The organism is Paenibacillus sp. T2-29 (assembly GCF_052921365.1).
The window spans coordinates 133,551-159,091 of record NZ_JBREVE010000003.1 but is presented as its reverse complement, the minus strand read 5'-3'; the positions used below and the strand labels follow the sequence as shown (position 1 = coordinate 159,091).

The following is a 25,541-nucleotide window of genomic DNA, read 5'->3' as shown; positions in this document are numbered from 1 at the left end:
TACTCAGGAACGCAACGTTTTTTTAGCCTGATCAAGACGTTGTACCTCTTCACCAAGCATTTCCTCAGCAACTTCTACTGCATCGTCACCAAGGCTATCCTTTGCCTGCTGTATAGCATGCTCCGCATGAGTGCGAGATTGCTCCGCTTGCTCAATCAGCTGTTCAGCCGGATGTGACAATGCCTGAGACACGGCATTGTGGAGCTTGTCCACCGAGTTTTGTGTTTGAGCTTCGACACTGTGATTGTCGAGATTGGAATCATATTGGGCCATGAGTCACTCCTCCTTCTGGGCATGGTCTACATTCATTAGCATGGATCAGAAGGAGGGGAACTATTCAAAAGGTGCCAACGATGCGCACTCGAACTATTTTATAAAGCGTGCAGCCTTCTCTAATACTTCATCCTCTGTGGCCGCACTCACATAACGTCCGTTCACATACACAAACGCCCGTTTTCCACAAGGACCGCAATACGATTTGCAACCGATTTTGATCTCCGCATCGGGTGCCATCTTTTTCAACTTAGGCAAGATCGTTTTTAAGCGGATATGATTGCACTCATCACATACGCGAATATCATTAGCCATCTGTCATCCCTCCGAGCTCCGGCTTAGTGGTCGCCGTGATTACCTTGGGAAGGGTTAGTAATAACAAATCCTTCTTCGGGGAAGTACAAGTAATCAATTTTTACACCATCCAGCAACGGCTGACCGCTTTCCAAAATTACATCGATGCCTTTATCTGTAGATACAACAGTATCTGTTTCCTTAGGCGTGTCCAAATCGAGCCCGTAATGAGCATGATCTCCATGAGCATGAGTAATAACAACACGCAGGCTCTTCCCTTGGTTCTCTTCCTTATCCAGTTCAAGCTTCAATACTTTAGCTGCATTACGAGTAATTTTGCAGTTCATTAAACTTCATCTCCTTCATATTCATTAAATGAAATGTGGTTCAATGGATACATATCCACACCACACAACCTAGCGGATAAAATCAACAATTCCAATAATTAGCCCTCTCCTTGATAAAAAGAAGTTGTGCAGCATAGCACAAGGCAATATTCCTATTGTAAAGAAAATCGTAAAAAATCGCAATCACGAAAATCATAAGCTTACATCTAACGGACACGTACGTGCTGTTTTTCAAGCATATCGGGATATTTTCGTTCAGCACGGGTGACGAACCAATTCATAAGCAATAACGTCACACCAATATCGTCAATGGGCATAAATGGCATGACATCAGGTAGTATCCAATAGAGCAATACAGGCACCGCAAAAAGTAATTTTTCACCCAATGGAATCCTCGAAGAGGTAATCAATCGGGGGATACGACGAAATACATGTGACCACTGACGGAGAGATAGTAGTCTTTTCCACTTCATAGGTTGTTCACTCCATTTCCAATGCTCCTAAGTATATATACCCTATTGAAAGGACATGTAAAGAGGAACACTTGTAAAAAACGTGCTCCTCCTAATACGCGCAAATGAATCAATACGTTTCAGCAGGCCCGATCTGTTACCATGACAGCACCGTCGCCATTAACATTCCTACTTCTGCTGCAATATCATCATAATCCCGCATAGGTAGCGGATTTACGCCTAGACCGACTTCAACGGTAAATCCCGGTTTACCAAACCGTTGTATAAACCAATCCTTATACCCTGCATCGCTTCCCCCCAGCTTTACCGCCCGATACCCTGTTGCAGCAGCCAGCTGTAATGCCCAATCTCGGCTCTCCTTAGGCTCCAGATCCCGGTAATTCCAATAGATTTCCTGTCCTTGGCTGTGTATGGATAATACCATGTCGAACTGTTCGCGCTCCGTTAGATCCGCAAGGGCCTTGGACTCTGGCTCAGACAAAGGTGCAGGTCCTGCGTAATCTCGTCGAGACGGACCTGTTTTACCGCGTCTGCGCACCTCTTCCTCCCAATACGCCGGAAACTGATCGTTGAGGTCGACACCGCGAATATTGGCCTTCCAGCCGCGGTAATCAGCACGTCCTTCATTCCACTTTCTGAGTTCATGATACAGCGGATGAGTTGGGAGTATACCCTGTTGCACCAGTTCTACTCCATCCGGATTGACCATCGGTACCACCCATAAGGATGTATGTTCCATTAATTTCATCGGAGAGCCCGCATACACCCATTGAGAATTCCCAGCAAGTTCTCCAGACCCATTAATCCCTAGTGCATATTGTTCTATAAAACGCAGCAAACAAGGCGTCGTCAGCCATTCGTTAGCATGTACAGAAGCGTTGGCATGAATTTTCCTCGTTCCCTGCCCAATCCGTATATAAGGGATATCCTTCCCCATGACACTGGTGCCAATGCTGCCAACTTCAATAAACGGATATTTGTGGGCCAATGCCTCCAGGTCTTCCTTTAAATCTTCATAACTGTACTCTCCACGTAACCGTACAATCTGATCCTGATGGTCATCAGGAATAATAATTATCTTTCCTTCCACAAAATCATGCTCCGCAAGCCTCGAATTAGCGAGCCGCAGCTCATCAAGCTCTACACCGAACTGTTTGGCAATCTGTCTTGCATTCTCCCCAGGCTGAATAACGTATTTACGATCCGTAGACGGACGAATATATAGCAATTGACCACAAATCAGATAGGGTTGCGTGGCGGCCCACGGATTATCTGCGATCAAAGTATCCGCGGATAGTTTAAAAGCCGAGGCGACCCGGTGCAATGTATCTCCTTTTTGAACGATATATTCCCTCATCTTACTACGCCCCTTCCATCTGCCTTACTGCATGTTATGCAGACGCTGCGTGTCTTGATGTAGCGAAAAGCAAAACAACCAACTTCTTTTGTCCAATGACAAAAAAGTTGGTTGTCTCGTTAATCCAGATGGGTGACTTGCCAGACAACAGGCGTTTGCCGAATCTGCTCCCCAAGCCACTGTGCGGCAATGCGCTGGAACAACTCTGGATCGCCGGAACAAAAAAGCTGATGCACCGGCGTTTCGTCCCCGGCCTCTAACTTGCCCTTGTTATACAAAATGGTACTCGTCTCTCGTGCAGTTTCATCTGCCGAGCTAATAAGCTTCACCGCAGGACCCATGACTTCCTGAATCGTTTCCCTCAAAAAAGGATAATGCGTACACCCAAGAATCAGACAATCAATCGGATACGTTTGAATAGGTCTCAATGATTCCTCCACAACCTGCGATGTTGTCTTGGAGCGGAACAACCCTTGTTCCACCAAAGGCACAAGTGCAGGACAAGCGTGGCTCACCACGTCTACATAGGGAGACAACTGCTTGAGCGCAGTTGTATATGCTCCGCTTCGAATCGTACCGACAGTTCCGATCACCCCGACATACCCGGTAGCGGTCGCACTGATCGCAGCACGAGCCCCAGGGTGGATAACTCCGATCACCGGAATGGATACCTTTTGGCTTATATACTCCAATGCCGCAGCCGTTGCTGTGTTACAAGCAATAATAATGACTTTCGGATTAAATTGAATCAGAAAATCAACCATCTGCTCTGTAAATTTTTTAACCTCTTCCGATGGTCGGGGACCATACGGGGTGCGCGCAGTGTCTCCAAAATAAATGATTTTTTCCCGCGGAAGCTGACGCATGACTTCTTTAACAACCGTCAAACCTCCTACACCGGAATCCAATATTGCAATCGCTTGCTGCACGTACACACCGCTTCCTTTTTTGTTTAAATATGAGTTGTTTCATCTCGGAAATCTTTCTGCTGCTACATAACTTATGTCGTATTAGCGTAAAAGGTACCCCAAAAGATTACCCTAAAACGAGGAAGCGATCAACAAAAAGGCTTCACCCCAACGGGAGAAGCCACAAACTCAAGCTATAGCCAGTTGTTTCACCTACGATATACAGACAGTTACAAAGCATCTTCTTCCGTATTCTCTTGAACAGGCACGGATGAAATGCCAACCTTTGAAGCAATATCACTCTTTTTACGCCATTGACCTAATTCATGAATGACGGCTGAAGCTGTCTCCTTAATTTTGTCAGTATACTCGATGGAAGTATCTGAAATTTTCCCCGCAAGCTCCTGTCCCTTATCACTCACGTGACGTGCCTGGTCTGTAATATCCTGACGCAGCTCGCGACCTGACTTAGGAGCAAATAACAACGCAGCAACCGAACCAGCAATGCTGCCTACCAACGCGCCACGGATAAAGCTTTTGCAGTTCTCTTTCATATTCATCTCTCCCTTATGCCCGGGCGAATGCCCATCTGTTAATGCATTATAAGCATGGAGAGCCTGTCATGATACAGAGAACAAGCCAGAAATTTCTACTTATTTTTGGAGCGGATACGATACAAGCAGCAACGACCTCCATCCGCCAAACAATCCTCACGGACAACCTCGGCATCAAGCAGCTCCTCAAACATTTGCTGTTCGCATTCACAAGCCTTGCGGTAACGATTGGCGATCTGAGAGATCGGACAATTGTATTCCATAATAGAGTAACTGCCATCCTCTTCCTCACGCCACTCTGCCATATAGCCTGAAGCGTTCTGGATACCCGAAAGCTTTTCCACACGTGAAGCTAGTGTAGACTCACTCTCTATGTGAGGGGCGTAGCGCTTCATCATTTTACGTTTTCTACCATCAAATAACGAGTGAACAGCTTCCATTCCCTGCTCTTCATCCAGTTCCTCTAACAGTTCCAGTAATAGATGATCATAATTACGAGGAAACTGCTCGCTTCCCTGATCGCTCAGGCTGTACAAAAACGTTGGGCGTCCCATCGCCTGTCTCAGGATCGTAGCCACAATAAGGCCATCCTGCTCCATTAATTTGAGATGCCTGCGCACCCCCATTTCGGTAATGCCCAATTGAGCTGCCAAGCTTCCGACGCCCACAGGTCCCTGGGTTTTCAACAGTGTCAAGATCATGCGCCTAGTGGGCATTTCGGGTACGATATACTTATCCGTCACTTTTGCCTTTACACTCCCTCGGGCTGAGGACCCAATTCCTTATTTAAATAATCGTGCACGTTAGATACAAAAAGCTCCAGCAACCCAGGCAGCTTAGGTGTAAGTGGGTGAAGGCTTGTCCTGTCCCAATGGAAATACTCCTGTACTAAGGGTTTACGTAAGGCTACCAGCTCTAATAGTGAATGAAATACGGTATCATCCAATACACCTTCCTCATGAATGATACCGATAATGTCCTCATAGCTACTGGCGTCACGCATAATAAAACCGTCGATGATATAGCTTCCTACGTCCGTTACCGTCTCAATGGCCAGATGAAGGCAGCGCTCCTGCACTAGCCCCTGCAACAGATCGCCGTTCCAGGCGGCGGATGTCTGGCGAAGTCCGGCGACAATGTCGGGAACAGCCCCTAGTCGAAGCTCAATTTGTTCCCGGTTGACATAATACAAAGTTCTGCACCTCCAGTAACCGCTTTAGATTTCATAATCAACTGCGATAGATACATCCTTCACTTCATTCATGTGTACAATAATTTCCTGATGCACAGGGTGTACCTGATACGTTTGCAAGTCTTCCAATGTTTCAACCACAGCGGTAAGAGAAATATCATAAGAGCGTTCCGAACGAATCACATCCGTACCTACTTCGAGTGACAGCAGCTCTTTGATCTTGCCATTCATGCTGCGCAAAATAGATGCCGTATGTTCAATGCTTTCAGGGGAGCGATCTTTCAATTTGAACAAAACAATATGTTTAATCATGCGTATAGGCTCCTTATCTTAAAAATGTTCTCTTGAAAATTTTATCATAACGCCCCACATACGGAAAGAAACTTTGTGATGTTAGCGATCTTTTCCACCATTTTTACCATCAGACTCCTTGTCCTTTAATAGGGCAAAAAAATTCTTAAGCTTCGGTGGAAGCGGCAGACCCATTCGTGAACAGTTTTCCGTAATTGAGATCAATTCGTTGGATAAATAGAAATACGTTGCCGCCCCTTTCATGATTTCCGTACCCATCAGGAGATCCACATGATGCGCCAAAGAAATCACCATGAGCATTAAAGCCTTTCTCGCCAACCCCCAAAAGCCGGCTTTACTGCTTAAACCTTGCCCAGTCTTCACGGCGGCGGCGACTCCAGTTACATAATCAACAGCCATGGCAACCGTGAATAGCACCATAAGCTGATTCCAGCCGCCAAAGGCAAACGTAATAATCGCTCCTGCGGTGGCACAAATCATACTAAACATACTCGGATTAATATTCATACCTGCTCCTCCTCTCGGGGCGGTTATTGTAATATATGCAGCGACGTGGCCACCCGTAAAGTCATATGGCCTGTACGTAGATATGAATTCATAGATTCATATAAAACGAGCTGCAAAATAAAAAAACAGGCTACCCTCTATCAAAAAATTGAAGTAGGGTAGCCTGCTTTCCTTTTAAGTTTATTCTATTAACGGTGATCATTCCAAAAATTAAGTGGAGTCAGGTTATCATTCAACGGCTCGAACGAATATCCTTCTTTCTGCAAGGCCGCCATGATTTGTGGAAGCACCTTGATCGTAGAAGGCTTATCATGCATAAGAACGACTGGTGTTCTGCCTTGCTTTTTCAGTCTCTTAATATCACTGAGGACCGTCTGTACAAAATGCTGCGGATTTTTAGTATAACGCCAATCATTGGAATCTATATTCCAGTCCCAAATATGATAACCTGCACCCGTCAGTTGATCACGGTATGCTTTCTTCAAATACGGTTTGCTGCCATAAGGTGTACGAATCAAAGAAGTGCGTTTTCCTGTGGCCTTAAATAAAATCTCATTATCCTGATTCATCTCTGCCAGTGCTGCTGCCGGGGATGCATAGATCTTTTTCACCTGATGCGTCATCCCATGTAGGCCCAAACCATGCCCTGCGTCTACCATTCTCTTCATCACTGCGCTATGTTGGCGAATTTCAGGTCCCAGCATGAAAAACGTAGCCTTGGCATTATATTTGTCCAGAATATCCAGCAGCTGCGACGTATGCGCTGTAGGACCATCATCGAAGCTCAAATAAATGGTGCGGCTGGAAGGCTTGGCATTTCCCGTATTGCCTGTATTGCTGGCTTTGTCTGGCTTGACAGCTGCGTACTGTTTAATTTCTGCCGCGAATGTATTCAAGAACTGAGCATCAGACAAACTAGCATTTGCATTCTGAATTCGATACACATTACTCGTAGGAATCGTAATAGTGAAGCCGAACGCATCGGTCAAAGTGCGAATCGGCACCATCGTACGTCCTCCACGCTCAAACACATCACCTTTGTTCAAATCCAGCGTAAAGCTGCGATTATGTCCAGTCAGCACCAATGTATTTCCATTGGCAGAAGTAGAAATGCCCATCTTTTGCCCCAATGTCACGATAGGGACATACAACTTATCATTTTCCATTACAGGCTTAATCGTATTCGAATCTAGCAAAACATCATTAACCCCAAGTAAAGGAGCCTGCGCTTGTGCACTCGCTGTATTCGTATGTATACCCAGCAACCCCAAACAACAGATTGCCATCAAGCATACAGCTATCCATTTTACTTTTAAAAGCTTCATTCATTACACCATCCTGTGCTGTATTTTATAATGTGCGGGAGCTATCTCTAGCTTGTCTATGAAGTTATACAGACATGACGATATAGACATGGCAATATAGACATTCACTCAACATAAAGAACATAAACGCATCTCAACCGACTGAACCTGACGTCTTTTAGGCCCCCTATACATATTAATAGATTACCAGACTCTAGTAGGTAAATATAGTAGAACAATTTGAAAACAATCTCGCAATCCATCTTACCAAATAAGTTACAAAGTTGTGAATAAATCGACTGAGTTTAGAAGAATAAAAATGGAATGGATTGTATGCCTTCTCCAGTGAAGAAACTATATACCTCAAATATCATAGTTATGTTACTAGATTTATAGAGTTATACGGAACGCACAAAAGCACCTGAAATCACCATAAGGAATTTCAAGTGCTTTATAATTTTGTTTTAAGTAACTCGTATAGTCGTCCTTTGCAGCTTTGATAATGACATCATATACACGCGTTTTTCCTTATTATTTGGCATCAGGAAAATTATCCTTGATTGGTGGGGTAGAGTCCCAGCTTATCAGTTTAATATGGTACTTAGCAAGTAATTCATTTGAATTGGAAAATTGAGTGTTAATAGTCCTTCCATCATTTTCAAAAACCCTTCCATCTTTTTTAATGATAATACCTTCTTGTTCAATAAATATTGAGTCAGCAACGGTTTGCTGATACTCGTCAGAGCTATCCAAATCACCCATATAGTACTCTGCAATCCCTGGATAATAGGATATTTCTATTCTGCTATTGACTTCTAGCACTGGTAGTAATCTATCTCCGCCGGCTAATCTTTCCCTCCACTTACGATATTTGCCGCGAGCCTCATTTGAACCAATTCCATCATATTCGCATATTAAAGTATCTTGAATAACCTTTCGTTGCCCGTTAATTTCATATTCCAAACGAAATGGAAATTTTTCATATGTGATTTCAGGAGGCGAAGGATTAGGTTCTAATTGATTCCCTATGAATATTAGAAGCCAAGGTAAAGCAATGAACGCTATGATTGCAAATGCCAACAACAACGGAATGCTGAGAAATAACAATGTTTTTTTTACTTTCATTTATACCTCTTCTCCTTCAAAGCATTTATTACGGAGTCCATTTTATGGTTTCTGATCATTTGCCAAGCCTTATATGTTTTAGCGTGCCACCACTTAATTTCATACTGCGTAGGTAAGTAAACCGTTTTTCCAGTGTCCACTGCCGTTGGATATCATTCTCCGCATCTCCCATAACTGGCGTTTTCCATACCAAATACTTTGCCGCTGTCTTCGGCGCTACGGTTGTCATTCTGATCATACCGTAGTTCTTGTTCTTCTCACCTGCGACTTCAGTAACCAGCCCGTGTATCATGCAGGTGATTTATTTTCATTTATATCTAGAATATTTTGCAATTTATTAATAGTACAGAATTAATAATGAAAAAAAGATCACAATATGAAACTATCTCGTATTGTGGTTAAATAGTTCAAATTTCACTTCAACACTTGTACAGTTCAAGCCTCTACATTAATTAGAAAAACTCTAGGATCCATACCATATCGCCCTCTATTAGTTAGTCTTATGAACCCAAACATTAAGAGGTTAGAGGACATCATACGGAGGTGATGAGGGTTAAGTTCTTTCGGAGCGTGCCGCCCTATTCATTTGGCACTGGGTGGGGTAAAAGTAAAGACCTTGAGAATGGTATACTTTCAAGGTCTTTCTCTTGTCCAAACTTTTGGTTGAATTCTATTACTTACCATTCATATTCATTAGCCTTCTCTTCTCATCTAGCCATTCTTCTTCTCTTCTCACCCATTCTTCAGGACTTAATTTTTCGTCCGTCCAAAACGTAGAAGAATCCACAGCATTACCATCTTTATCGGTTGCAATAACCGATGTCCTACTTTTACCGAAAACCAAATTGGGACAAATTTGATGACCATCTTGGTTGTAAGTTAAACAGTGAACACCTATATTTCCCTTACAGCATTTTGAACCATGATTCTCTTCATTGTCTTCATAGAAACAACTTGCCTCTAGAACAATATGTTTCCATCCCATAAGACTCCTCATTACACTCAAAAAGCAGCCTTTAATTCCTTAATGACGGCCTTGTAGTCGTGGTTGTTTATTCCAAGTCACTCAATTACACCGTTTTCTCGAATTATTCCATAAGCCCAATAAGAACCTTCGATCAGGGAGACACATACTTTCTACCATTTGGGGATTTAGGTGCTCGAAATTCAGACTTGGATGCTCCGGATTCTCCTTGAATTGCTTAAAAGCTGCATCCGCTTTTTCTTGTATATTTTTTAGAAAGTTTATTATACGTTGTTAATTTCTCTACTCTTAATACTGGTGTATTCACACGCACCTATACTAAGGTCGCTTACGAAGTACGTTTGGAACTATCGACTGCCATGTTATAAACCGTTGCCTGCTTGTGCAACAATTCAATATTGTCTTTCTAAAGTGCATTCCCGGCACTCTGAACAAGCAAGTCTCCAACCTTGAAATCTTTAACAAGCATCCATCCTTTGCCCTATATCCAAAGGAGATGGCTATAGGTAGATTCAATAACTTGACCGCCCCCATGGACTTGATAAATCTCATTTATCTCGTATTTGAACATAACCGTAACTTCTTTATATGCTACTTCTAGCTCATCAGTCTCCTCATTTTTTTGAAAGAACCATATCTCTGACTTGAATGTCTTCAATATTCTTCTCTCTTTCATCTGTTCTAACCTTCGTACCTGCTGTAAAGCAATTACATTCTCCATACCATTATCTTAATCATATAGCGCAAAAACCCACTTTTTTCTCTGTACATCCTCACAATCGTAGGAGAAGAACATATTACCTCCATTTCCATAAAAAATGTCACATTTTAATATATCTACACCTTAAACTTCCATTTTTATAGGCCAAATGGACCTTATTTTCCATAAACCGGTTAAGCCCATGGGATTAAAAGAAAATCAGGATAGGAGTCACTTGCAAAGCCCCCTTCGGGTATAGTAGTATGTGTTTAAAAAAAATCGGAGGGTATATGCCTAAACAACAAGACAAACATTCCATTCAGGCGTGGTCTCTGATCAATCGCAAATATTTGGGAAAAGGCGTGCGTGTCAAACGTTTTCGCAAACCAACACGCTGTCAAGTACGCAATCGCGTTCTGCTTGCCGTTTTGATGGCTAATGACATTAAACTGTCCCAACTTGCCGAGGAGCTTTCCATCTCCTCTCGCAGCGTCAGCGCGTGGGTATATGAAGGTCGTATTCCCGGCAACACTAATCTGGAAAAGACGTGTAACACACTTGGTTATCCGCACCATATTCTATTTAATGAAGAGGTTGTCCGGCGTTCACCGCTCATTTGTCAACCATCGCCGTCCCGTTTTATGAAACGGACTGTAACTCGTTCTCCAGTTAAAAACCGGATTTTGGCGGGTTTGTGCATGGTACATGATATTTCGGTGACTGATGTCAGTCATTGGATTGGCGTTCACCCCGGTACATTTCGGAAATGGTTGCATCAGGGTACCGTTCCTTCGCAAACTTTCCAGGATCAGGCGGAACAGTTTTTCCGTATTCCAAAATCCATTTTGTTTGCTGATGCCATGCTGAAAAAGTAAAAATGTCCTTTAAAACAAAACGATTGAATTTTTCATGAAAGTCTTTGAAAGGAACGCATTACCATCTTTCATGCATAAGGCTTTCACATCATGTGATTCACAGAATATAAAAGCAAAAAAGCACAGTCTGCCGATTCCTCGGTGTACTGTGCTTTTTAGATAGCAAAATTTAAATGCTTCTTGCTTATAATTTATATACTTCTTAGGAATGAGCGCTTGCCGCTTCAGTTGAACGTCCTCCTTCTGCCTTGATAGCCTTCAGCTTTTTCATAACCGGGTTGCCCCCACATCCAAAGTAGTCGTGAAGACGGCTGTATTCCTCATAGAGCTTATTATAGACGGCAGCGTTCTTCGGGGGATCGGTTTGAAGCTTCGTCCCGTACACGTGCCATATGGCGTGCTGCTTCGACGATATTGTCGTACCCTCCAGCTTCAGCTCCTGCAGCCACGGCTGCCAGTCTGTCCTCCCAAATGTCCTGATTTAATGTTCCTAATATATTTAGGTCACTCTTCTTACTTTCATTTTTGGTACCACTCTCATCACACACTTGTATGTACAACTCAACCAGCCTTTTTATGTATTTTTTGATAGGTTTATGTATACATTTTCAAAAATGTATAGAAAAAAAGCCCATTTTCTGCAATCCAGAAAACAGGCTGTTCGGTATGGCGAGTAGCATGCCATTCAAAATTCAGCTTTGAACCCAAACGATTGATAGCCCCATTTCAAAATCCTCCAGACATTGCCTGAGCTGGTCCCGTGGATTCGCGTACAATCAACTCTGGAGGTATAATCCACTGACGATCTTCTTCACGATACCCCTTCTCTTTAATCATCGATAGCATGGTATCGGCGGCACGTAACCCCAATTCTTCCTTGGGGTGCCGAATGGTTGTAAGTTTGATTTCCGTGGCTGTCGCCAAAAATGAATCATCAAACCCAACCAGCGATAGATCTTGGGGAATGCTCAGGTCCGCCGAACGTACAATATCCAGTAGCCGCACCGCCAGTTCATCATTATAGGTCACCCATCCGGTCGGACGTTCCCCTGCCTCCATCGCCAGCAGCTGCGATGCGCGTTGTAACGGAAGCTCATTTTTTTCTTCAGTCCGGTACGTCGTTACTGCGTTCGGATGTAAGGTCACTCCATATTTACGGTGAGCAGCTACAAATCCCTTCATCCGCAGAATTCCTTGCATATCATCGGTTTTGAAAAAACCAGCCAATCGCCGATGCCCCAGCTTGATCAAATGCTCTGCTGCCAAAAAACCACCCTTCTCATCATCCAAACGCAGACAAGGTGCGTCCATCTCCTCATAACGCGCATTGATCATTAAATAAGGGATTTGGCGATTTTCCACGGTTAAATAATAGTTCAAATTGGGATTACGTTCCCCGCTTTTGGTCGGCTCAATAATAATTCCGCTCAGTGGTTGACTCAGCAGCATTTCCAAGCACTGACGTTCTTGTTCAGGGTCATTACCTGTGCTTGATAGCAGTAGCTTGTAGCCCTGCCGGCTTAGCTTGGATTCAATTCCTTGTACAATGGATGGAAAAATATAATCCGATATATAGGTTGTAACGACTCCAATTGTCCGTGGATCTTCGGGTTCCTTATGATCCCGTGTTGCGACAAAGGTTCCCTTGCCCTGTATGCGAAACAGCCAACCTTCCTGTACCAGCTCACCCAGGGCCTGACGAACCGTTTGCCGACTAACTGCAAATTGTTCAGACATTTCATGTTCAGAAGGAAGCTGGCTTTGCGGCTCCAGTTTGCATGAATGAATCCATGATAAAATTTCCTGTTTAACTTGTATATATTTGGGCGCCATAATTTCCTCCGTACTTGCCATATCATGTACCTATTCGTATTCCGATTATAGCATATCGTCCATTTGTACATACAAATGTTACAGGAGCAGGATATCGTTGTATAGCTGCTGGAGGCATAAAGCCATTCACAAATCCCTTCCCATGCTTAGACTGAGTATCTAAAGGACTCTGGTGTAGGTGTAACACACATTACGAACGGAGCAACTGGTGTTCATTCATATACTTGAGTCCGGTATAGCGATCACGCAAAGTATGTGCCGTACGCAAAGCACGATCAAGCTGTTCCTGCGTAACCCCCAGATCGGCAATGGTAGACGGACCTCCAACCTGAGCTAGCCATGCACGCATCTGTTCCGATGTAGGCAAAGTCCGATATACTTTAAAAGCCTCCACATCCTGATTGGCAGCCAATTCCCTGTACATATCAGACAGTAAAGCAGAGGCAACGCCCACTTTGGCACCATGCAAAACTTGCTTGCGCCCCTCTGCAATAAAATCCATCTCAATTCGGTGAGAAATATGATGCTCTCCACCTGATGCAGGGCGGGAATGATCAATCATCAACATCGAAATACCGGATGCAATCAACGCATTCATCAACACCTCGACACCTGTCTTGCTGCCTGCCGCAATCTCATCAACATGCTCTACACAGGCACGTAAAGCCTCCTCGGTAATTCGGTTAGCCACAGGTGAATACGGCTCGTTTCCCAAATCTCTGGACACATGCCAGTCTGCTAATGAGGTAAACTTACCGAGCATATCGCCAAAACCCGCAGCAGTCATCGTTTGAGGGGCACTCTCCAGTACGGACAAGTCAGCGAAGATCGCCTCTGGCGGGACGGCTTGGAACGTCTGCTTGCTTCCATCCACAATTAATGGGGCACCGGCGGAGGTAAAACCATCTACGGAGGCAGCCGTTGGGACTGACAAGAACGGTCGATTCATTTTATAGCATACAAAGCGAACCAGATCGTGAATTGTACCGGACCCTACAGCAAGTACAGCCTGACTTTGATCCGCTACACCCAGCAGAACCTTCATAATATAAGTTTCATCAGCAATAACATCCCCTACCGCATTCGGAGGCAGCCGGACTACATCAACTGTCAAACCTGCTTCACGGATGAATTCAGCTACTTTTTTCCCTGCTGCTGCTGAAGTATGCTCATCCTCTACCAGAGTGACATGCCGATAATTCTGTTGAATCAAATAAGGAGCAATGGATCCAAGCGCTCCATCCCGTACCTCAATAAACAATTCAACCTTTCGGTGAGGATGATCAGCGTTACTAGCCTGCGCCTCTTCGTTCCACAGCTTGATTTGCTCATTCATATTCATTTCATCAGCCTCCTGAAAAAGGAATAATTTGTACAAGAATGATCCATACTAATAAATAGATTCCGTTTGAAAACGATTACTATTTAATTGTACGCACAAGTGTAGATACAAGTCCAGAAAAAACGTACAAGTTACTATTCAATTCAACCATTCGAAAGGAACATAATTATGAAATTTGGAACGGACATTGCCTGCGCACTCGGGTTACTGGCAGGTACAACGTTTGGCAGTGGGATTGCTTTTTTGTTCGGCTGGCAAGCTTATCGCGCACTGACTTCTGTCACGGTTTTTGGCATTGCAGGGATTATCATTACCATTGCCGTTTTTCGCTTGCTGCACCAAAAGTCGCTTTCCACGTCCAATTCTCGGTGAAATTTGTTGGTGAACGAGCCCATTTTTATTTGCCTGCATACATAAAAAACGGGTCTCACAAGCCATTTGCAGCTTGAGAGTACCCGTTTTTGACTTGGAACCTATTGTACTTAATTCGTGTGAACTTCTGGATCAACATCCAATTCATAATCAATTTCATCAAAACCGAATCCAAACAATTGAAGGAAATCCAGACGGTATTGTTCAAGATCACCCAGTTCGGATACGTTTTCGGTAGTGATCTCAGACCAAGCCGCTTTAACAGCTTGCTGCACATCATCTCTCATTTCCCAGTTGTCCAGACGAATGCGTCCTTCTTCGTCCGTTTCCACAGTGGACCCACTGTATAACGTCTCGAACAGACGTTGCGCCTGCTCAATACATCCCTCATGCAGTCCTTTTTCTTTCATGACCTTAAACAGTAAGGAAATATACAGAGGCACTACAGGGATAGCGGAACTGGATTGTGTAACCAAAGCTTTATTCACTGAAACGTAGGCCTTCCCATGATAAGGCTCCAGTTGCTTTGTTAAAGTATGCGCTGTGGCTTCCAAATCATTTTTAGCTTGGCCAATGGTTCCTTTACGGTAGATAGCCTCCGTAATCTCGGGACCAATATACGAGTAAGCCAGTGTGGTTACTCCTTCAGCCAGCAGGTCGGCTTCTTCTAACGCTTTTAACCATAAAGACCAATCTTCGCCACCCATGACCGTGATGGTATTATCAATCTCCTCCTGCGTAGCTGGTTCCAGCGTAATTTCCGATACGACACCCGTATTCGTATTCACCGTTTTATTCGTAAAAGGCTGTCCGATAGGCTTGAGAACGGAGTTGAAGGTTTCACCCGTATCTGGATGGGTCCGCCGTGGTGAGGCGACACTATACACGATCAGGTCTACCTTGCCCAGTTTTTCCTTGACCAGCTTTAACGTCTCTTGCTTAATTTCATGGGAAAAAGCATCTCCATTAATGCTTTCCGCTATGTAGCCAGCCGCTCTGGCCGCTCTTTCAAAGGCCACTGTATTGTACCAGCCTGCCGATGCTGTGCGTCCCTCTGAAGCAGGACGTTCAAAGGATACTCCAATGGTGTCAGCTCCCATACCAAAGCTTGCAGCAATGCGTGAAGCCAGTCCATAGCCTGTGGATGCTCCGATCACGAGTACCTTTTTAGCTCCTTGTAATGCTGTGCTGTCTTTGATGTAGTTGATTTGACGATTAACATGGGCCGCACATCCTACAGGATGCGCAGTCGTACATATGAAACCACGAATTTTCGGTTTAATAATCATTGCAAGGGTCCCCCTACTTTGGCATTCATTTAATATTGATGGAATGGTTGTCCAGTCATAACTATATTACAAATCAGCTTGTGGCTCAACATATAACATAGTACTTGAAGGCAACCGATCATATACTCGACAACAGACATCCCCGAACCACCGACTCTATAAAAAAAGAAAATCGCCGTAAACATCATAGTCTCCAGCGCTCTTTCACTCCACTATTCATTTTGACTCACTTTCTAACAACCGCACATCTTCTCCTTGCTGTTGTCTTTTTTTGATATTCGATCTTCCCCAGGTACACATTAAATCAATTATTTCATTTGCTGTTATACCATATTCTGTTATATAATATTCCACTTTTGGAGGCATTTGATTATACACATGTCTGCCAACGATGCCATCCTTCTCAAGTTCACGGAGCTGCTGTATAAGGACTTTTTGAGAAACCCCTGGAATACTACGCTGTAATTCACTTGTCCTCTTTCTACCAGACATTAGTAAGCATATGATTAAAGATTTCCACTTACCTCCGATGATCTCAAGTGTTGCTTCTATGCCTAAATTATATTGTTTCATACGACCACCTCTTCAACGCTAAAATAACTAAGTTGATCTAATTAATTCTATAATCACATATCTTTACTCTAAGTACCATGCACACTTTCAAGTAACTATATTACTTTATTGTGTGTATTTACTTTTTTTATAGCGTACAGAATAATAATACGTATCCACAAAAAGCAAATGATGCTATGTAAGAAAGGTGATTTATGATGAAGACTCTCGTGATTTTAGCACATCCGAATATTGAAGATTCCAGAGTAAATCAAAGATGGAAACAAGAATTACTTCAATATACCAATGAAATTACAATTCATGAAATTTATAAAGAGTATCCAAACTGGAATATTGATGTTTTGAAAGAACAAAAGTTACTTGAAGCACACAACAATATCATATTTCAATTTCCTTTATATTGGTACAGTTATCCTCCTCTGTTAAAAAAGTGGTTTGATGATGTTTTTACGCATGGATGGGCTTATGGTTCAAAAGGTGATAAGTTAAAAGGAAAGAAGCTAGGGATCGCCATGTCGATTGGTGATAAAAAAGAAAGCTACTTATCTACTGGTTCCGTTACCTTTACGGTAGATGAAGTTATAGCACCTTTCAAAGCAAGCGCAGTACATGTTGGCGCCACGACATTACCCTATTTCGCTGTCTTTGGAGCCTCGTTTCAAGCAAGTGACGAAGACATTAACCAGAGTGCAAAAGACTATATTAAATATATATTCCAGTATAAATAAAATGGCTATTTACAACATGCATCTTAACCATATAAAAACAGGCTCTTGGTGGCATCCAGCCAATCCAAGAACCTGTAATGGTTAGGTATAATGCGGTCGAGAGGACTCGAACCTCCACGGGGGGTTAGCCCACACGGACCTGAACCGTGCGCGTCTGCCAATTCCGCCACGACCGCATACTATGTATTGACGGCAACATCTTTAATTACCGTAATTAAGATTATATCTTGCATAGAATTTAAAAGCAAGCCATTTTTATATTATATTTTCTATGAATAATACTAGCAAATATAATAAAATCACTGGATATCACCAACCAGATATGGTAAGATGAACGCATCAGGAAAGGAGGTGCGTCAACATCAATAATCACATGTTGAGCGTATCCCTTACCCGGTCCGTTATTCTCTAATTTACAGAGTTGACGGAGGCGCGGGATACGGATCAAGGTTTTAATTAAGCGCCACGGGTAGAAAGACCGTCTACGGACGGTCTTTTTTATTTCAGTATCATACTTAATATAGATAAGATTACATAATGTGAAAAGAGGCGTTACAATGTCGATTAGACCTGTGAAAGTAGAAGAGTTGAAAGAACTGGTAGCCATCTGGCTGGATGCTTCTGTAGAAGCCCATCATTTTATTGCTCCACAGTATTGGAAATCTCAAGCTGCCGAGATGGAGAACAAGTACCTTCCCCTCGCTCAAAACTACGTTATCATACAGGATGATCATACGATTGGCGGCTTCGTTTCCATGTTGGATGGATACTTGGCTGCTCTGTTTATACGTGTTGATTCTCAAAGAAAAGGCTATGGCAAGCTACTATTAGATTGGGTTAAGAAGCAGCATGACGAAATTCAATTAAAGGTGTATCAGTCCAACACGAAAGCATTTAACTTTTATACTAAAAATGGATTTACCATTCAAGCGGAATCTGTGGATGCCGAAACTGAGGAGAAGGAATTTGTGATGATATGGACTAAACATTAATAATAATGAAGCACCCTTTAACTTTTTAGAACAAAGGCTCCGCTCCCGTATCCATACGGCACAAGCAGAGCCTTTTAATTTTATCTACTAACTGTCTAGTCTCTTACTTAAGCCCATATACCTCGGTATATAAAATCTCTTTAAACGGAGCAAACGCCGATTCAGTCAACGCATCTGGATAGCTCATAATTTGAAGTCGCAGATCAGCCTGTCCTTCTCTTAGAGGGGGCTGTACATATTCAAAATGGTTCAAATGGAATCCCAATCGTTCGTAAAAACCGATTCTTCTTCGTGACCATTCATCTACTGGCGGCTCAACCTCTAGCACTACCGGCTGATCAGACCGTGAGATAAATCTACCCATAAGCTTTTGGCCTAATCCGCCACCTCGTATACGGGAATCTACCGCAATATGCTCTACAAACCGAAAATGCGCGAACTCCCAACCTGCCAAAAAAGCCACTATGTTACCCTGCTCATTTTTTTCAGTGATAATACGATAGCTAGGATGCTTCAATAAAGCCTTTTGAGCCTCAAACGTCCTGCATTCTGATGCTGGAAAAGAAGATTCCATAATCGCATATATTTCAGAAAAATCATGTTCATTTATCATATATCCCTAGCTCCTTTACCTCTACATCCCCCCAACGACAACAGCCTGTCTTTCATTAAGAGAAAGAGGGGGTTAGACCTTGTTTAATTCCATAAGCGTCAGCAACATATGTTCCAACAACTCTGGAATATCCTCCATCTGATCTTCGTTAATTTGCCTGGAAAATTGGAGTTCAATCCTATTATGGTATGTAGATGTCTTCTCTCCGTAAATCTGACTTAGCGTCTGTACTGGTCGAAGTTCAGGCTTCCAAATTTCGGCCAGTATTTTTTCAATCCGGCTGCATTGTGTCTCAATATCTCGAATCTTCATATCAAAATACAGCAATAAGCTACATCCCGGAGTTTGATCTTCCATTTCCAAAATTTCTGCAGCCAGGTTGTTTAAATCCATTTTTAGTTGAAGTTCTGCCGTCACACCCAGCTGTTCTCTCAGACTGAACTGTACACCAAATTCACGCGACATTACCGACATTTCCAATCTATCGATTCGCTGTGTAATGTTAATACGTGAATCCAGATTATCCAGATCATAAACCGCATTTTCCATAGCCACTTTTAAATTATCAAAAACGGTCGGGTCGAACATTTTTCTCACCCCCAGTTGTTGAGTATAACATAGCTTGTGTTACTCCTAAAATAGGATGCCCCTTTTCACGAAAGCATATTAAGACGGAATTCTATAGTATACAGTAAGTTGGCTAACTCTTAATTGAAAATTAGTGAATAAATTTGTAAAAAATCATAATTGTGACAAAAAAATATATACTTTTGTTTATTGTTACATTTTTATTCCAATTTACTGGAACATACTATATAATAATGGATGGGATTAGTAAGTATATTATATAAATCCCAAAATAAAAGAAGGGAAGAGATGATTAAATGAAAAAGGCAGTTTTTTCCACACTAGGTCTTGCACTTCTATTAAGCACATCCACCGCTGTTGCATCTGCTCAAGAAGCAGCATCCGCTACAAACGGCTTAACTCCTTCCTCTGTACTTGAATATCATGAACAGGAACCAAATGATAGTTTTGAACAGGCTAACTACTATTTTATAGGTGACGCTGTTATCGGAAGACTTGGTGCCGAGGGTGTGCCTGGAGTCTGGGAAGCCTACGATGTATATAGAATTAAGGCTTTTGAATCGCAAAAAGTCCATTTTACAATTCAGGGAGACAGATATTCTGATTCCTGGTTGCAAATGACTGTTTACGATAATACTGGTCGTAAAATGAAACGTTCAAGAGATGGCCAATATTCTTTAGAAGTAGAACTTGAAAAAGGTAAAGAATACTACCTAGCCGTCGAGGTTTTTCCAGGAATTCAACCTGGAGGACATATATTTGACTATAAAGTCTCTTCTGAAGCTGTAAGGTAGACTAATTAAATTTATGTAACTTTTCAAGTTGTGTATCGTTCTTTAATGCCTGTTGTCGTATTGGATACAAGCAACAGACACATATAAAGACTAAAAAATCCTAACTACATCAAAAAGCCTCACCCTTTTTTAAAAGGGCGAGGCTTTTGTAGTTGAGTCATTCCTTCGTTAAACTCAGTTCATTTAATTTTGCCTTTTCCTTACGACAAACGCGAGCTAAAGTCCTCGTAGGAGAACTGACGGATTACCTTGATGCCCTCTTCGTCGTTGTAGCTGGCGATGGCTGGCAGGTTGACACCGTTGAACATATGGTTTTTGACCATCGTGTAATGGGCCATGTCGCAGAATACAAGCTTGTCTCCCGGCTTCAATGGCTCTTTAAAGGAATAGTCACCAATCACATCTCCAGCCAAGCACGTAAGTCCTCCAAGTCTGTAAGTATGTGCATACTCACCAGGCTTGCCAGCACCAATGATATTCGGGCGGTAAGGCATAGCCAGCACATCAGGCATATGACATTCAGCCGAAGTATCCAGAATGGCAATGTCCATTCCGTTTTTCATCGTATCCAATACGGTTGTAACCAGATATCCGGTGTTCAGAGCGATAGCTTCGCCTGGCTCAAGATAAACTTGCACACCGTATTTATCCTGAAAATATTGGATACAGCGTACCAGTGTGTCCAGATCATAGTCTTCTCTGGTAATATGGTGACCGCCGCCAAAATTGAGCCATTTCATTTGCTTAATGTATGGCCCGAATTTCTCATCCACGACTTTAATAGTGCGCTCCAGCGTATCTGAATTCTGTTCACACATCGTATGAAAATGAATACCGTCCACGCCATCCAGATCCTCAGGTCTAAAGTTAGCCAGAGTCACACCCATTCTGGAGTTGTTGTAGCAAGGATCATACAGCGGCGTTTCAATTTCCGAATATTCCGGATTCACTCGAATGCCGATATCGATTTTTTTGGAAGTTACGCCTTGCACTCTGCTTTTGAAGCGTTTCAGTTGATCAAAGGAGTTGAAAACAATATGGTCAACATACTCCAATAGCTCATCAAATTCACTGTCAACATAAGCTGGTGCGTATACGTGAACCTCCTTGTCCATTTTTTCGCGACCGAGTCTTGCCTCGAACAACGAACTGGAGGTTACGCCTTTTAAGTATTTGCCAACCAGAGGAAAGGTCGAAAACATCGAAAATCCCTTAAGAGCAAGCAGAATACTGCAACCTGTCCGCTCTTGTACGGAATTCAAAACCTCAAGGTTTTTGACAAGAAGTCTTTCGTCAACAAGATAACAAGGTGATGGGAGTCCGGTAATATCAATATTCATCGCAGACCTCAATCAAGCAACGTTGGCGAAAAGTTCTCTTGCCATGGCAATCCGTGTTTATTTAGTGCTTCCATGAATGGATCTGGATCGAATTCCTCAACGTTGTAAACGCCTGGCTTTTTCCAGAGACCTTTGATGATAAGCATTGCACCGATCATGGCAGGAACACCTGTTGTATAAGAAATGGCTTGGGAGCCAACCTCTGCATAACATTCCTCATGATCACAAACGTTGTAAACATAATAGGTTTTTGGCTTTCCATCTTTCACGCCTTGGATGATGCAGCCAATGTTTGTTTTGCCTTTTGTTCTTGGTCCCAGAGAAGCCGGGTCCGGCAAAATAGCTTTCAGGAATTGCAGTGGAATGATTTGTTGTCCTTCATAATCAATAGGCTCGATCGAAGTCATGCCTACGTTTTGAAGTACGTTCAAATGATTCAGATAATTGTCCGAGAACGTCATCCAGAAGCGGATTTTTTTCACGCCTTTAATATTCACTGCAAGAGATTCCAGTTCCTCATGATACAAAAGATATATATTTTTCGGTCCAATTTCAGGCAGGTCGTATACTTTTTTCTCAGAAAGTGGCTCAGTTTCAATCCATTCTCCGTTTTCAAAGTAACGGCCTTTCGCTGTAATTTCACGAATATTGATTTCCGGATTAAAGTTAGTTGCAAAAGGATATCCGTGGTCCCCTGCATTTGCATCCACAATATCAATCGTATGAATTTCATCAAAATAGTGCTTTTGAGCATATGCCGTAAATACTCCAGTCACACCTGGATCAAAACCGCTGCCCAGCAGAGCTGTAATTCCTGCTTTTTCGAATCTTTCTTTGTAGGCCCATTGCCAGCTGTATTCAAACTTCGGCGTATCCGGCGGTTCATAGTTCGCCGTATCAACGTAATGAACACCTGTCTCAAGGCAAGCATCCATTATCGTCAAATCCTGATAAGGGAGAGCCACATTGATAACTACATCCGGTTGAAAGCTTCGAATCAAGTCAATGACCATGTCGGTGTTGTCAGCATCAAGCTGAGCCGTTTGGATCTTCGTACGACCTCCACCCAGCTTCTCTTTAAGCGCATCGCATTTCTCAACAGTTCTGCTTGCGATACAAATTTCTTCAAATACATCTGGGTTTTGGCAACATTTATGCACCACAACGCTGGCCACGCCACCGGCGCCAATAATCAATGCTTTTCCCAAAATAAATAACCTCCTTATTCCATACGCTAATCGCTATTCATTCTTGCAAACAAAATGATTATAAAGACATCCCACCAAATAATCAAGAAAAACGACAATTTGCTGTGTCAAAATTCACAGGAGCATGTCACAAAAACTTTACAAATCCCAAAATTATGCATAAATTCTTTGTGAAGCGAGCCAAAAGCAAACATTTCCCCATACATTACAAGGAATCCAACACACCTTTAATGGAAGTTTTCTTGAATATAATGCTCATGTCTTAAAGAAATCATATTATCTTATTTTTGAACAAAAGACCACCCCTCCGCGTCCTATGAAGAAGATTCATGGGGTGGTAAAATAATGGGCTGATAGGCTAATGCTTCATCTACAATCTCTGCCGCACTCAAATCACGGTCATCCCAATAAATCAAATTACTAATCCCCGGATGAGGTGTATTTTGCATGACTTCAGTCAGCATGCTGTCAAGTTCCTCCTCCGTTCCCTCGCCTCTGATAATTTTGTCCACCAACTGTATAAGCTCACTTCGGTTTAACTTTTGGAGTTTCAATGGGTTTCGGTCCAGACTCATACAATCGCCCTCCTAGGTATGGATTATAGTCAACATAGTGTTGTAGCCTTACACTTCTAGTGTAAGCACTATACGACCTATTATGGAGCTTTAAGAAGTGTCATAATAAATAAAGCCGCCCCCGGTACGGGAACGGCTCTATATCGTAATAAAGCATATTAAACCATGATTTTGCAAATATCGTTCGTGAATTCAACCGGATCTTGCAGCGGCAAGCCCTCGATCAGCAAAGCTTGATTATACAGTAATGCCGTATAGAGGTTTACCTTCTCCTTATCCTCGGCAAAGGCTTCTTTCAAAGAGTTGAACACCGCATGGTTCACGTTGATTTCCAGCACTTTATTCGCTTTGACATCAGCGTTATTCGGCATGGCGTTCAAAATTTTCTCCATCTCAATAGTCACTTCGCCGTCTGCGGACAGACATACCGGATGTGTTTTCAAGCGTTTGGAGGCTTTTACACTGGATACTTTGCCTTCCAGCAAGCCCTTCATGTACTCGAACAACTCCTTGTTGTCGTTTTGTTCCGCTTTAGTTTCTTTCTCATTTTCGTCAGATTCAATCCCCAGATCGCCACTCGATACGGATTTGAATTCTTTCTCTTTATAGCTTAAGAGCATTTTAATAGCGAACTCATCAATATCATCAGTGAAGTACAAAATTTCATAGCCTTTATCGGCCACTAATTCGGTCTGCGGCAGCTTTTCAATACGCTCGTTGGACTCCCCGGAAGCATAATAAATATACTTTTGATCCTCTGGCATACGAGATACATATTCGTCCAAAGTAACCTGTTTTTTCTCTGTAGAAGAGTAGAACATAAGCAGATCTTGAAGGGTTTCTTTATGTCTGCCGTAATCGTTGTAGACACCAAATTTCAATTGTCTGCCAAATGATTTGTAGAATTGATCATATTTCTCCCGATCATTTTTGAGTAGTGTCAATAGCTGGCCTTTAATTTTACTTTCGATATTTTTGGCAATCAGCTTCAACTGACGGTCATGCTGCAGCATTTCTCTCGAAATGTTGAGTGACAGACTTTCGGAGTCAACCATACCTTTCACAAAGCTAAAATAATCCGGCAGCAGGTCAGGAGATTTTTCCATGATCAGTACACCGTTGGCATACAACTCCAGCCCTTTTTCATATTCCTTGGAGTAAAAATCAAACGGTATGTTCTCAGGAATAAACAGAATAGCTTGGTACACTACCGCGCCGTCCGCGCTGACATGGATATGCTGGAGCGGCTTGTCGTAGCCATAGCGTTTTTCCGCGTAGAAGTTTTGATAATCCTCGTCGGTTAGCTCGCTTTTATTTTTTCTCCAGATGGGCACCATGCTGTTAATACGCTGTTCTTCTTTGTAATCCTCAAACTCGTTGTCGCTTCCTTCTTTCAGACGTTTGCCTGTAACATCCATTTTAATCGGGTAGCGGATAAAGTCAGAGTATTTTTTAATAAGCGCTTTTAAACGGTACTCGTCCAAATATTCGTCGTAGGACTCATCCTCGGTGTTTTCCTTGATTTTCAGTACAATCTCGGTTCCGACCTCGTCCTTCTCAGCCGCCTCAATGGTATAACCGTCAGCACCTGTTGATTCCCATTTATAAGCCGTATCGCTTCCCAAAGCCTTGGTAGTTACTGTAACTACATCTGCTACCATGAAAGCTGAATAGAAGCCGACGCCGAATTGACCGATGATGTCATGACCATCCTTGGACTCATTTTCATTTTTGAATGCCAATGAACCACTTTTAGCAATGACGCCCAGATTATTTTCCAGTTCTTCCTTGGTCATCCCAATCCCGGTATCACGTAGCGTTAGCGTTCTATTATCCTTATCGGCAATTACTTTAATATAATAATTTTCTTTGTCAAAGACCAATTGATCGTCTGTCAGTGCTTTGTAATAAATTTTGTCAATCGCATCACTTGCGTTGGAGATCAGCTCTCTTAGGAAAATTTCCTTTTGAGTGTAAATCGAGTTAATCATCATTTCGAGCAGACGCTTGGACTCAGCCTGAAACTGTTTTTTCTCCATTCGGATATCTCCTTTCAAATATAAACCTATGTAAGGCCAGCGGATAAGA

The 25,541-nt window shown here is 42.6% G+C and carries 31 protein-coding genes and 1 tRNA gene; 5 read left to right on the top strand and 27 right to left on the bottom strand.

The features are described 5' to 3' along the window. Window positions 1–3: 3 nt before the first annotated feature. The 15 genes from ACU1JV_RS10310 to ACU1JV_RS10240 all read right to left on the bottom strand — a co-directional run bounded on the left by ACU1JV_RS10310 (window position 4) and on the right by ACU1JV_RS10240 (window position 9,631). A complete protein-coding gene (locus ACU1JV_RS10310; RefSeq protein ID WP_013370464.1) occupies window positions 4–273 on the bottom strand; it encodes a hypothetical protein in 270 nt (89 codons plus the stop codon). Window positions 274–366: 93 nt separating this feature from the next. Next, window positions 367–588 (bottom strand): DUF1450 domain-containing protein, encoded by a 222-nt coding sequence (locus ACU1JV_RS10305; protein ID WP_013370463.1) that lies wholly within the window; start codon window positions 586–588, stop codon window positions 367–369. 23 nt (window positions 589–611) lie between these two features. After that, the gene (locus ACU1JV_RS10300; RefSeq protein WP_013370462.1) at window positions 612–914 is read right to left on the bottom strand and encodes a heme biosynthesis protein HemY; all 303 of its coding nucleotides are present in this window, start codon (window positions 912–914) and stop codon (window positions 612–614) included. 206 nt (window positions 915–1,120) lie between these two features. Beyond that, a complete protein-coding gene (locus ACU1JV_RS10295; RefSeq protein ID WP_058711182.1) occupies window positions 1,121–1,387 on the bottom strand; it encodes a hypothetical protein in 267 nt (88 codons plus the stop codon). A 136-nt stretch (window positions 1,388–1,523) separates the two neighbouring features. Further along, a complete protein-coding gene (locus tag ACU1JV_RS10290) occupies window positions 1,524–2,744 on the bottom strand; it encodes a M14 family zinc carboxypeptidase (protein WP_413985905.1) in 1,221 nt (406 codons plus the stop codon). 119 nt (window positions 2,745–2,863) lie between these two features. Further along, window positions 2,864–3,673 carry a glutamate racemase gene (racE, locus tag ACU1JV_RS10285; RefSeq protein ID WP_013370458.1) on the bottom strand — a complete coding sequence of 270 codons (810 nt, stop codon included), beginning with the start codon at window positions 3,671–3,673 and terminating at the stop codon, window positions 2,864–2,866. A gap of 209 nt (window positions 3,674–3,882) precedes the next feature. Continuing rightward, window positions 3,883–4,206, bottom strand: a complete 324-nt coding sequence (locus tag ACU1JV_RS10280; protein WP_058829383.1) for a YtxH domain-containing protein — start codon at window positions 4,204–4,206, stop codon at window positions 3,883–3,885. Between the two features lie 95 nt (window positions 4,207–4,301). Further along, on the bottom strand, window positions 4,302–4,949 hold the full coding sequence (locus tag ACU1JV_RS10275; protein ID WP_016819697.1) for a helix-turn-helix transcriptional regulator: 648 nt from the start codon (window positions 4,947–4,949) through the stop codon (window positions 4,302–4,304). Between the two features lie 8 nt (window positions 4,950–4,957). Then, the gene (locus ACU1JV_RS10270; protein ID WP_013370455.1) at window positions 4,958–5,398 is read right to left on the bottom strand and encodes a DUF86 domain-containing protein; all 441 of its coding nucleotides are present in this window, start codon (window positions 5,396–5,398) and stop codon (window positions 4,958–4,960) included. A gap of 24 nt (window positions 5,399–5,422) precedes the next feature. Continuing rightward, complete coding sequence (locus ACU1JV_RS10265; protein WP_013309679.1) at window positions 5,423–5,710, bottom strand: Dabb family protein; 288 nt, start codon at window positions 5,708–5,710, stop codon at window positions 5,423–5,425. 81 nt (window positions 5,711–5,791) lie between these two features. Beyond that, entirely contained in the window at window positions 5,792–6,217 is a 426-nt protein-coding gene (locus ACU1JV_RS10260) for a phage holin family protein (RefSeq protein WP_013370454.1), read from the bottom strand. A gap of 188 nt (window positions 6,218–6,405) precedes the next feature. Beyond that, the gene (locus tag ACU1JV_RS10255; protein WP_058829382.1) at window positions 6,406–7,542 is read right to left on the bottom strand and encodes a polysaccharide deacetylase; all 1,137 of its coding nucleotides are present in this window, start codon (window positions 7,540–7,542) and stop codon (window positions 6,406–6,408) included. Window positions 7,543–8,052: 510 nt separating this feature from the next. Continuing rightward, window positions 8,053–8,646, bottom strand: a complete 594-nt coding sequence (locus ACU1JV_RS10250; RefSeq protein ID WP_058829381.1) for a hypothetical protein — start codon at window positions 8,644–8,646, stop codon at window positions 8,053–8,055. 55 nt (window positions 8,647–8,701) lie between these two features. Then, a complete protein-coding gene (locus ACU1JV_RS10245) occupies window positions 8,702–8,884 on the bottom strand; it encodes a hypothetical protein (protein WP_155617166.1) in 183 nt (60 codons plus the stop codon). Between the two features lie 435 nt (window positions 8,885–9,319). After that, entirely contained in the window at window positions 9,320–9,631 is a 312-nt protein-coding gene (locus tag ACU1JV_RS10240; RefSeq protein WP_058829379.1) for a hypothetical protein, read from the bottom strand. Window positions 9,632–10,621: 990 nt separating this feature from the next. On the opposite strand from ACU1JV_RS10240, the gene ACU1JV_RS10235 reads away from it, so the two are divergent. Beyond that, window positions 10,622–11,206 (top strand): helix-turn-helix domain-containing protein, encoded by a 585-nt coding sequence (locus ACU1JV_RS10235; RefSeq protein ID WP_013370447.1) that lies wholly within the window; start codon window positions 10,622–10,624, stop codon window positions 11,204–11,206. 332 nt (window positions 11,207–11,538) lie between these two features. On the opposite strand, the gene ACU1JV_RS10230 is transcribed toward ACU1JV_RS10235, so the two are convergent. From ACU1JV_RS10230 to ACU1JV_RS10220, 3 genes are all read right to left on the bottom strand, one after another. Beyond that, entirely contained in the window at window positions 11,539–11,766 is a 228-nt protein-coding gene (locus ACU1JV_RS10230) for a hypothetical protein (protein ID WP_413985904.1), read from the bottom strand. A gap of 166 nt (window positions 11,767–11,932) precedes the next feature. After that, window positions 11,933–13,039 carry a GntR family transcriptional regulator gene (locus ACU1JV_RS10225; RefSeq protein WP_058829378.1) on the bottom strand — a complete coding sequence of 369 codons (1,107 nt, stop codon included), beginning with the start codon at window positions 13,037–13,039 and terminating at the stop codon, window positions 11,933–11,935. Window positions 13,040–13,229: 190 nt separating this feature from the next. Then, window positions 13,230–14,381, bottom strand: a complete 1,152-nt coding sequence (locus ACU1JV_RS10220; RefSeq protein ID WP_264217360.1) for a sn-glycerol-1-phosphate dehydrogenase — start codon at window positions 14,379–14,381, stop codon at window positions 13,230–13,232. 168 nt (window positions 14,382–14,549) lie between these two features. Here ACU1JV_RS10220 and ACU1JV_RS10215 point away from each other — a divergent pair, with 168 nt between their 5' ends. After that, entirely contained in the window at window positions 14,550–14,753 is a 204-nt protein-coding gene (locus ACU1JV_RS10215) for a hypothetical protein (RefSeq protein ID WP_040101679.1), read from the top strand. A gap of 110 nt (window positions 14,754–14,863) precedes the next feature. On the opposite strand, the gene fabV is transcribed toward ACU1JV_RS10215, so the two are convergent. After that, entirely contained in the window at window positions 14,864–16,042 is a 1,179-nt protein-coding gene (gene fabV, locus ACU1JV_RS10210; protein ID WP_413985903.1) for an enoyl-ACP reductase FabV, read from the bottom strand. A gap of 216 nt (window positions 16,043–16,258) precedes the next feature. Next, entirely contained in the window at window positions 16,259–16,615 is a 357-nt protein-coding gene (locus ACU1JV_RS10205; RefSeq protein WP_064796177.1) for a winged helix-turn-helix transcriptional regulator, read from the bottom strand. Between the two features lie 197 nt (window positions 16,616–16,812). Between ACU1JV_RS10205 and ACU1JV_RS10200 the strand changes: the two genes are divergently transcribed. After that, complete coding sequence (locus tag ACU1JV_RS10200; protein WP_413987561.1) at window positions 16,813–17,343, top strand: NAD(P)H-dependent oxidoreductase; 531 nt, start codon at window positions 16,813–16,815, stop codon at window positions 17,341–17,343. Window positions 17,344–17,434: 91 nt separating this feature from the next. On the opposite strand, the gene ACU1JV_RS10195 is transcribed toward ACU1JV_RS10200, so the two are convergent. Beyond that, window positions 17,435–17,519: transfer RNA gene (locus ACU1JV_RS10195), tRNA-Leu, on the bottom strand. A 381-nt stretch (window positions 17,520–17,900) separates the two neighbouring features. Between ACU1JV_RS10195 and ACU1JV_RS10190 the strand changes: the two genes are divergently transcribed. After that, the gene (locus ACU1JV_RS10190; RefSeq protein ID WP_346835501.1) at window positions 17,901–18,335 is read left to right on the top strand and encodes an N-acetyltransferase; all 435 of its coding nucleotides are present in this window, start codon (window positions 17,901–17,903) and stop codon (window positions 18,333–18,335) included. Window positions 18,336–18,438: 103 nt separating this feature from the next. Here the strand turns inward: ACU1JV_RS10190 and ACU1JV_RS10185 are convergent, their stop codons facing one another. Together ACU1JV_RS10185 and ACU1JV_RS10180 are read right to left on the bottom strand one after the other, a co-directional pair. After that, complete coding sequence (locus tag ACU1JV_RS10185; RefSeq protein WP_413985902.1) at window positions 18,439–18,948, bottom strand: GNAT family N-acetyltransferase; 510 nt, start codon at window positions 18,946–18,948, stop codon at window positions 18,439–18,441. A gap of 72 nt (window positions 18,949–19,020) precedes the next feature. Continuing rightward, a complete protein-coding gene (locus tag ACU1JV_RS10180) occupies window positions 19,021–19,536 on the bottom strand; it encodes a hypothetical protein (RefSeq protein ID WP_413985901.1) in 516 nt (171 codons plus the stop codon). 296 nt (window positions 19,537–19,832) lie between these two features. On the opposite strand from ACU1JV_RS10180, the gene ACU1JV_RS10175 reads away from it, so the two are divergent. After that, complete coding sequence (locus ACU1JV_RS10175) at window positions 19,833–20,330, top strand: hypothetical protein (RefSeq protein ID WP_064963204.1); 498 nt, start codon at window positions 19,833–19,835, stop codon at window positions 20,328–20,330. Window positions 20,331–20,530: 200 nt separating this feature from the next. Here ACU1JV_RS10175 and nspC read toward each other — a convergent pair whose 3' ends face one another. The 4 genes from nspC to htpG all read right to left on the bottom strand — a co-directional run bounded on the left by nspC (window position 20,531) and on the right by htpG (window position 25,492). Next, on the bottom strand, window positions 20,531–21,670 hold the full coding sequence (gene nspC, locus ACU1JV_RS10170) for a carboxynorspermidine decarboxylase (RefSeq protein ID WP_413985900.1): 1,140 nt from the start codon (window positions 21,668–21,670) through the stop codon (window positions 20,531–20,533). Between the two features lie 8 nt (window positions 21,671–21,678). Continuing rightward, window positions 21,679–22,878, bottom strand: coding sequence for a saccharopine dehydrogenase family protein (locus tag ACU1JV_RS10165; RefSeq protein WP_013370430.1), 1,200 nt, complete (start codon window positions 22,876–22,878; stop codon window positions 21,679–21,681). A 314-nt stretch (window positions 22,879–23,192) separates the two neighbouring features. Beyond that, on the bottom strand, window positions 23,193–23,453 hold the full coding sequence (locus ACU1JV_RS10160; protein WP_013370429.1) for a bacteriocin immunity protein: 261 nt from the start codon (window positions 23,451–23,453) through the stop codon (window positions 23,193–23,195). Between the two features lie 158 nt (window positions 23,454–23,611). Further along, window positions 23,612–25,492 (bottom strand): molecular chaperone HtpG, encoded by a 1,881-nt coding sequence (htpG, locus tag ACU1JV_RS10155; RefSeq protein ID WP_413985899.1) that lies wholly within the window; start codon window positions 25,490–25,492, stop codon window positions 23,612–23,614. Between the last annotated feature and the right edge of the window lie 49 nt (window positions 25,493–25,541).